Here is a 6,703-nt window from a genome sequence, read left to right on the forward strand (position 1 = left end):
ATATGTGATTTTAAATTGATCTACTCAGTCAAAATGATCAATTCATGAAAATTTATTCGCTGTTTATCTGCGCAGATGAGCAAAAACAACGCCCAGTTGCTCATTTTTTTAACGCTTAAATCGTAAAAAACGCTGTGGTGTAAGCAGAGCATCTAAGGGTTGATCCCAACTTTCACGTGGCAAGTTTGCCTGAATAAACTGAAAATCATGTGCCAGACCTAAACGATAGGGATGGCGAGGTGCTGTAGCCAAAGTGCGGTCATAATAACCACCCCCCATCCCAATGCGTGTGCCATGTATGTCGCAGGCGAGTAATGGCATCAGGACAAGATCTAGGTGGGTGACAGCCATACCACGGCTGCTCATGGGTTCCTGCATACCTAATGGATGGTGTGAAAAGCGTCGATTGCGGTATTGCTGTTGGCTGATGCGTACCCAGCGCAAACGCTGATTCATATTGCAAATGATGGGTAAATACACCTGCTTGCCTTGAGCAAAGCAATATTCAATGATGCTTTGGGTATAAATTTCACCAAAAGCATGTAAATAGAGGCCAATTTTTTGTGCTTGCTGAAATTTTGGGAAGCGTATAAGACTCTGCAAAACGGCCTGTTGGGCTTGCTGCTGTTGTGTGCGTGTCACAGCTCTGCGCTGTTGTCGAAGTTGTTTGCGTAAAGTTTTGAGTTCCGACAACTGCATTCAAACTGATCCTTATGGGTAAAAATTAAAGCGGCGCCTTGAACCAAGACTAAACACTACAAGATTGCCTATTTATTTTTCAGTTCACGTAAAATAGGGCAATTGCTGTCTTGGGTGCTTTTACAATGGTCAATCCAGGTCACTAGACGGTTTTTTAAAGCCTGCAATTCATGAATGCGTTGGTCAATTTTTGCCAAACGCTGTTCAATCACATGCCGCACTTGCTCACGGTCATCTAATTGTAATTGCAATAATTCCTGAATTTCATTCAATTGCAAGCCTGCATCTTTACCTTTTTGAATAAAGTTTAGGGTTTCAATGTCTTGTTCGCTGTAATAACGATAGCTGCCTTGTACTTCAGGAATACGCAATAAACCAATACGTTGATAATAGCGGATGGTTTCCACATTCACATGACAATGTTTGGCAAGTTTTCCAATGGTGAGCATAAAAACCTCATAAAAAGGGTTGACTCCGTACCTAGGTACAGCCTTTATGCTACCACAAATGAATCTGCAGAGTAGGTAAGTAAGATGAGCGAACAACATAAAAAATCTTGCTGCTCAAAACAGCAAACAGCCACTGAGGTATTCAGCATTGACCCCGTGTGTGGCATGCAGGTAAAACCAAACACCCAATTTTTTGTAGATGATGTCGATGCCGAACATCAGCAGCAACGCTATTTATTTTGCAGTGAACATTGTCAGAAAAAATTTATTGCACAGCCTGAAATGTATCGTCAGCAGGGTACAAGTGTGCAAAATCAAACCAGTATGCAAAACACTGACTCGAATACAGCGCAAAGTACTGATGTAACAGCAGCATCTTCAACTTGTTGCGCAGGTAAAGAAAAAACAGCAACTACAGTAATGCCTGTAAGCAAAGGTTGTGGCTGTAGTAATACGCCAGAAACAGATGTGGTAACACAGCCAAGTTATATTGACCCAGTATGTGGCATGACCGTGACAGATTTAAATAAGCCACACACCACGTATGAAGGGCAGATGTATTATTTTTGTGGTGCGAGCTGCTTGACCAAATTTCAGCAGCAGCCTGAGCAATATCTCAGTACAAAAAGTGGCTGCTGTAATACAGAAAAAGCTGCTCCTATCAAAACAAGTACTTGTTTTGGCGGCTCATCTAGCAAGGTGGAACCTGCTTCGACTGCACAAAGTTCAGCTTGCTGTGCACCTAAAAATGTTGAAACTGCACCTAAAATGGGGTGTTGTGGTTCTACACAAGCGGTGAGTGGTGATACCGAAATTGACCCTGTCTGTGGTATGTCGGTAGATGTGAGCACAGACCTAAAAACTGATTATCAAAACCAGACATATTATTTCTGTAACACATCTTGTTTAGATAAATTTACGCATGATCCAGAATTTTATTTAATTCCACCCGATCAGCGTCCTGTGCCTGAAGGTGCGGCAGATATGGACTACACCTGCCCAATGGACCCTGAAATTATTCAAAAAGGGCCGGGTACCTGTCCAATTTGCGGTATGGCTTTAGAGCCAATGCAACCAAGCTTGGACGAAGGCCCGAACCCTGAACTGGTGGATTTTAGTCATCGTTTCTGGATGACTTTACCTCTGACCCTAATAGTCTTTATTTTGGCGATGGGTTCGCATATTCATGCCTTTATTCCACAGCATATTCAACCGTGGATTGAGCTGGTCTTATCTATTCCAGTCGTGCTTTGGGCGGGTAAACCGTTTATTGAACGTTGCTTTAGCTCTTATAAAACCCGCAATTTAAATATGTGGAGTTTGATTGGCGTTGGGGTGTTGGCTGCCTTTATTTACAGTGTGGTGGCTACAGTTTTCCCAAGTGTGATTCCGATGGAAGCTAAAACAGGGCATGGCGTTGCGGTTTACTATGAAGCTGCTTGTATGATTGTGTCTTTAAGTTTGCTCGGGCAAATTTTAGAGTTAAAAGCACGTGCCAAAACTGCAGATTCATTAAAGTCTTTGTTAAAACTTCAAGCCAATACTGCCAAATTGGTACAGGGTGATTTAATCACCGAAGTAGATATTGCCATGGTCAAAAAAGGTGATATTTTGCAAATTGCATCGGGTGAGCAAATTCCATTAGATGGCGTGGTGGTAGAGGGTAAAACCTACGTCGATGAAGCTATGATGACGGGTGAACCTGTACCTGTGAAAAAAGAGCTGAATGATCAGGTTATTGGTGGCACTGTCAATCAGCAGGGAAGTATTCGTATTCAAACCACTGCGGTGGGCAGTAATACCACTTTGGCTAAAATGATTCAGACTGTGGCAGAAGCACAACGCTCTAAAGCACCGTTGCAACGCTTGGCCGATATCTTTGCTAAATACTTTGTGGTGAGTGTGTTAGTAATTAGCTTGCTGACCTTTATCGCATGGATGATTTTTGGCAAGGCACAATTTGATTTAGCACTAATGTGTGCGGTGGCGGTACTGATCATTGCCTGCCCATGTGCTTTAGGTTTGGCTACTCCGATGTCGGTCATGGCAACGACAGGACGTGCAGCACAAAAAGGCGTACTGTTTAAAGATGCCGAAGCAATTGAAGCCTTGAGTAAGGTCACTACCTTGATTATAGATAAAACAGGGACATTGACTGAAGGTAAGCCAAGTTTAAAAGAAATTCAGGTATTGAGCAGTGACTTGACTCAAACGCAGGCAGAACAATGGATTGCCTCGCTGGAGCAATTTTCAACCCATCCGATTGCACAGACTTTAACCCAATTGGTACCACAAACGCAGTTGAGCAAAGTTGAACAGTTTGAAGATGTATCAGGCTTTGGGGTAAAAGGTGAAATTGAAGGACAAACTTATTATGTAGGCAGTCAAAAACTGATTGAACAGTTAGGTCTATCTTTAAGTTCCGAGGTTCAAACCAAAATGGATCAGCAACGCTCTGCGGGAAATGTAATCAGTTTCTTGGTAAGTTCGACACAAGTTCTGGCCTACATTTCCATCCATGACGCATTAAAATACAATGCGCATCAAGTGATTGATCAACTGATTGCAGATGGTATTGAAGTGGTGATGGCAACAGGTGACCACGAGAAAAATGCGCAATTAGTGGCGAATGAATTGGGTATTCAGCATGTACACGGTAACTGCACACCACAGCAAAAACTTGAAATTGTGAAACAGTATCAAGCCCAAGGCAAAATTGTTGCGATGGCGGGAGATGGTATTAATGATGCACCTGCACTGGCACAGGCCAATGTGGGTATTGCCATGGGGAATGGTACCGATATTGCCAAGCAAACTGCACAAGTGACCTTGGTTAAAGGAGATATTCGTGGTGTAGCACATGCAATTCACATGGCCAAACTGGGGGTAAAAAACATGAAACAAAACCTTGCATTTTCCTTTGTTTATAATGGTTTGGGCGTTCCAGTTGCTGCAGGGGTATTCTACCCAATCACGGGTTTATTACTCACCCCAATGTTTGCTGCCGTGGCTATGTCGCTCAGCTCATTGTCAGTTGTAATTAATGCACTGCGCTTGCAAAAGTCAAAATAACTTGGCTCAGTTGCGATCCTTTGGCTCGGTGTAATGATTGATACCTTGTCAAGACCGATCGACCAGACCTGAGCAAGTTGTCGTGAATTTTAAAAAAGCCCTGTCATTGTGATAGGGCTTTTTTATGGCTTGCTGTTGATAGAAAATTGCACAAAGTATGGCTGTTTGTATGAATAGTCGTTGTAGTCGTGAGTAAGGTTTTGAACATTGCTCACTTTCAGCTAAGTGTTTCAGTTTATCTGAAAGTTGGTCTGCTATCGGATAGTTGGGCTGTAGTGGTAGACGCAAAATATTCAATATGCGTATGCTATGCACATTGAATAAGCTGAAGAAATTTAAGCATAAGCTATTCAAATACAACTGAAGTCAACAATAAAAATGACGTAAAAACACACGTGAAAATAAAAACAACAACATGCATTTTGCCGTTCAGGGAGAACACACGCATGAATTATTCAAACAAGATGCTGCAATATCTTTGTAAAACTGTGCTTGCTTTAGGCGCTGCAGTGAGTGCACAAAGTTATGCCGATTCCAGTAATTTGCCACAACCGCCAAATACTCAACAGGTGTTTTTTGTGGGGAATAACTGGGATGGAACTGTAACAGTGATTCGCCCATCGCAAGATTTTGGCAAAATTGGGGTGGTCAACATGATTCCCGATCGGAAACAACGGCTACTGGAAATCCATCTGAACCCTATCAAACTAATTGCCTATACCTACATTCAGCAAACCGCAGGCGAGGGCAATGATCAACTGGTGGATGACATGTACTCCACGCCAGATGGTCAGTCTATTGTGGCATCGCGTCCAAGTTTTGCTGATGTCGTCTCTATCAATATTAAAACAGGAAAAATCAACTGGCGTACCCCTGTAAAAGGTTTTCGTGCCGACCACATGGCTGTTTCGCCAGATGGTCAACGTGTAGCAGTATCGGCATCTTCTGGGAATGTGGTGCATGTTCTAGATATTCATACGGGTAAAGAATTGGGGCGTTTCTCCACGGGAGATAAACCGCATGAAAATATTTACTTTGCAGGTGGAAGCAAAATTTTAAACTCTGCAATTGGCAATGTAGAAACCTCGATGGATGCACAATGGCAAGATTTCACCAAAGGTAAGCGATTAATTACCATTGCCGATGCCAACACTTATAAAGTTCTGAAAAAAATTGATTTTAGACCTGCTTTAGATGCTTTTGGACGTAAAGATTTATCCAACTCTGTGCGCCCTATGGTCTTGAGTAAAGATGAAAGCAAATTGTATGCACAGGTATCGTTCTTCAATGGTTTGGTTGAATATGATTTAAAAACCGATAAGGTGACACGTGTTGCACAGTTACCAGGTAGCAGTACGATTCCGAAAGACCGCAGCAAATGGGTCAATGATTCACGTCATCATGGTTTATCTATCAGCGCTGATGGTGAAAAACTATGTGTAGCAGGCACGATGGATGATTATGCGACCATCGTAGACCGTCAAAGCTTAAAAGCAGGCAAGTTAATTGCTGCGGGTAAACCATATTGGGCAACCCGTAGCCCGGATGGGAAAAGCTGTGTGATTTCAGAAAGTGAAACCGATGTAGTGACCGTGATTGACTTTGCTACAGGTGAAAAAGTGCGTAGCGTGCCTGTAGGTAATCATCCACAACGGGTGCGTTTGGGCTACGCTCCTAGCGATTGGTCAACCCCTTAACTAACCAATCAGGTAGCGTGAAGCATCTTAAAAACTATAATTTTTGCAGATTTTAGTGCATTGAATAAAGTGTGATTATCCAAAAAATCACTGATATGTCGTTGTCGCTAAAAATTGAAGATGCTTTGCGTTTGGAGCAAGCGCATGAAACATCCACGATGGCTCGGCATTGGTTTTTTTATTATTGCAGTCACTGTATTGTTTGTGGTGGTCTATGTGTTTCAACCACCACCAGCACCCGTAACAGAAACAGAAACAGTTCGGTCGAATGTAACGCCTACAGCAATGAGCCCAATACTGACGTTACACGCTGAAAATACAGCACAAACAGCGTTCTTTCCTATACAGACTGAGGGCAAGGAGCAGGAGTCTACTCAGGCAGCTTTAATTCAGCAGCGTGACCAATTGTACTGGAGTTTTGAGCAAATTAGTCTAGGTTTAAGTCAGGGGCAAAAACCTGATTTAAATCAAGTACAGTCCATGCTTTTTCAGCAGGAACAGTTGGTGCAAGCAGGTGTTTTAAAGCTGGAAGATGCTTTGGGCTATAGTCTGTTTTTAAAACAGATTTTGCCTGAAATCGCCAATCAAATTGATTTGCATATTGCACGTTTAAAACAACAGGGAAAGCAGTAAAAAAACACATAACTGAGTTAAAAACGCATCACATAATACGCCACTGTTTGAACTTAAACTGTTCCTTAAAATGTAATCAAACATAGTCAAGGACTAATTCGCACTCTGTTAATGTCTTGTTGCCAAGCGTGTAACTAGAGCCTGAGTCGGTCA

5 protein-coding genes are annotated in these 6,703 nt (G+C 42.4%); 3 read left to right on the plus strand and 2 right to left on the minus strand.

Annotated features, from left to right (window positions below; genetic code table 11):
- Nucleotides 1-108: 108 nt before the first annotated feature.
- Both HHA41_RS03995 and HHA41_RS04000 read right to left on the minus strand, forming a co-directional pair.
- Nucleotides 109-699: a 5-formyltetrahydrofolate cyclo-ligase gene (locus HHA41_RS03995; RefSeq protein ID WP_168417817.1), complete on the minus strand. Its 591-nt coding sequence runs from the start codon at nucleotides 697-699 to the stop codon at nucleotides 109-111.
- 68 nt (nucleotides 700-767) lie between these two features.
- On the minus strand, nucleotides 768-1,148 hold the full coding sequence (locus HHA41_RS04000; RefSeq protein WP_168417816.1) for a MerR family transcriptional regulator: 381 nt from the start codon (nucleotides 1,146-1,148) through the stop codon (nucleotides 768-770).
- Nucleotides 1,149-1,232: 84 nt separating this feature from the next.
- Between HHA41_RS04000 and HHA41_RS04005 the strand changes: the two genes are divergently transcribed.
- The 3 genes from HHA41_RS04005 (at nucleotide 1,233) to HHA41_RS04015 (ending at nucleotide 6,550) form a co-directional block, all read left to right on the plus strand.
- The gene (locus HHA41_RS04005; protein WP_168460615.1) at nucleotides 1,233-4,220 is read left to right on the plus strand and encodes a heavy metal translocating P-type ATPase; all 2,988 of its coding nucleotides are present in this window, start codon (nucleotides 1,233-1,235) and stop codon (nucleotides 4,218-4,220) included.
- A 446-nt stretch (nucleotides 4,221-4,666) separates the two neighbouring features.
- Entirely contained in the window at nucleotides 4,667-5,917 is a 1,251-nt protein-coding gene (locus HHA41_RS04010) for a YncE family protein (protein ID WP_168417814.1), read from the plus strand.
- Nucleotides 5,918-6,061: 144 nt separating this feature from the next.
- Nucleotides 6,062-6,550 carry a hypothetical protein gene (locus tag HHA41_RS04015; RefSeq protein WP_168460617.1) on the plus strand — a complete coding sequence of 163 codons (489 nt, stop codon included), beginning with the start codon at nucleotides 6,062-6,064 and terminating at the stop codon, nucleotides 6,548-6,550.
- Nucleotides 6,551-6,703: the final 153 nt, after the last annotated feature.

Origin of the sequence: Acinetobacter sp. A1, from assembly GCF_012371315.1 — a bacterium.
Taxonomy (GTDB): Bacteria; Pseudomonadota; Gammaproteobacteria; order Pseudomonadales; family Moraxellaceae; genus Acinetobacter.

Bases quoted from the DNA above. Each gene is read 5' to 3' on its own strand.
- HHA41_RS04015 (WP_168460617.1), top strand. From the start codon at position 6,062: ATGAAACATCCACGATGGCTCGGCATTGGTTTTTTTATTATTGCAGTC.
- HHA41_RS04000 (WP_168417816.1), bottom strand. From the start codon at position 1,148: ATGCTCACCATTGGAAAACTTGCCAAACATTGTCATGTGAATGTGGAA.
- HHA41_RS04005 (WP_168460615.1), top strand. From the start codon at position 1,233: ATGAGCGAACAACATAAAAAATCTTGCTGCTCAAAACAGCAAACAGCC.
- HHA41_RS04010 (WP_168417814.1), top strand. From the start codon at position 4,667: ATGAATTATTCAAACAAGATGCTGCAATATCTTTGTAAAACTGTGCTT.
- HHA41_RS03995 (WP_168417817.1), bottom strand. From the start codon at position 699: ATGCAGTTGTCGGAACTCAAAACTTTACGCAAACAACTTCGACAACAG.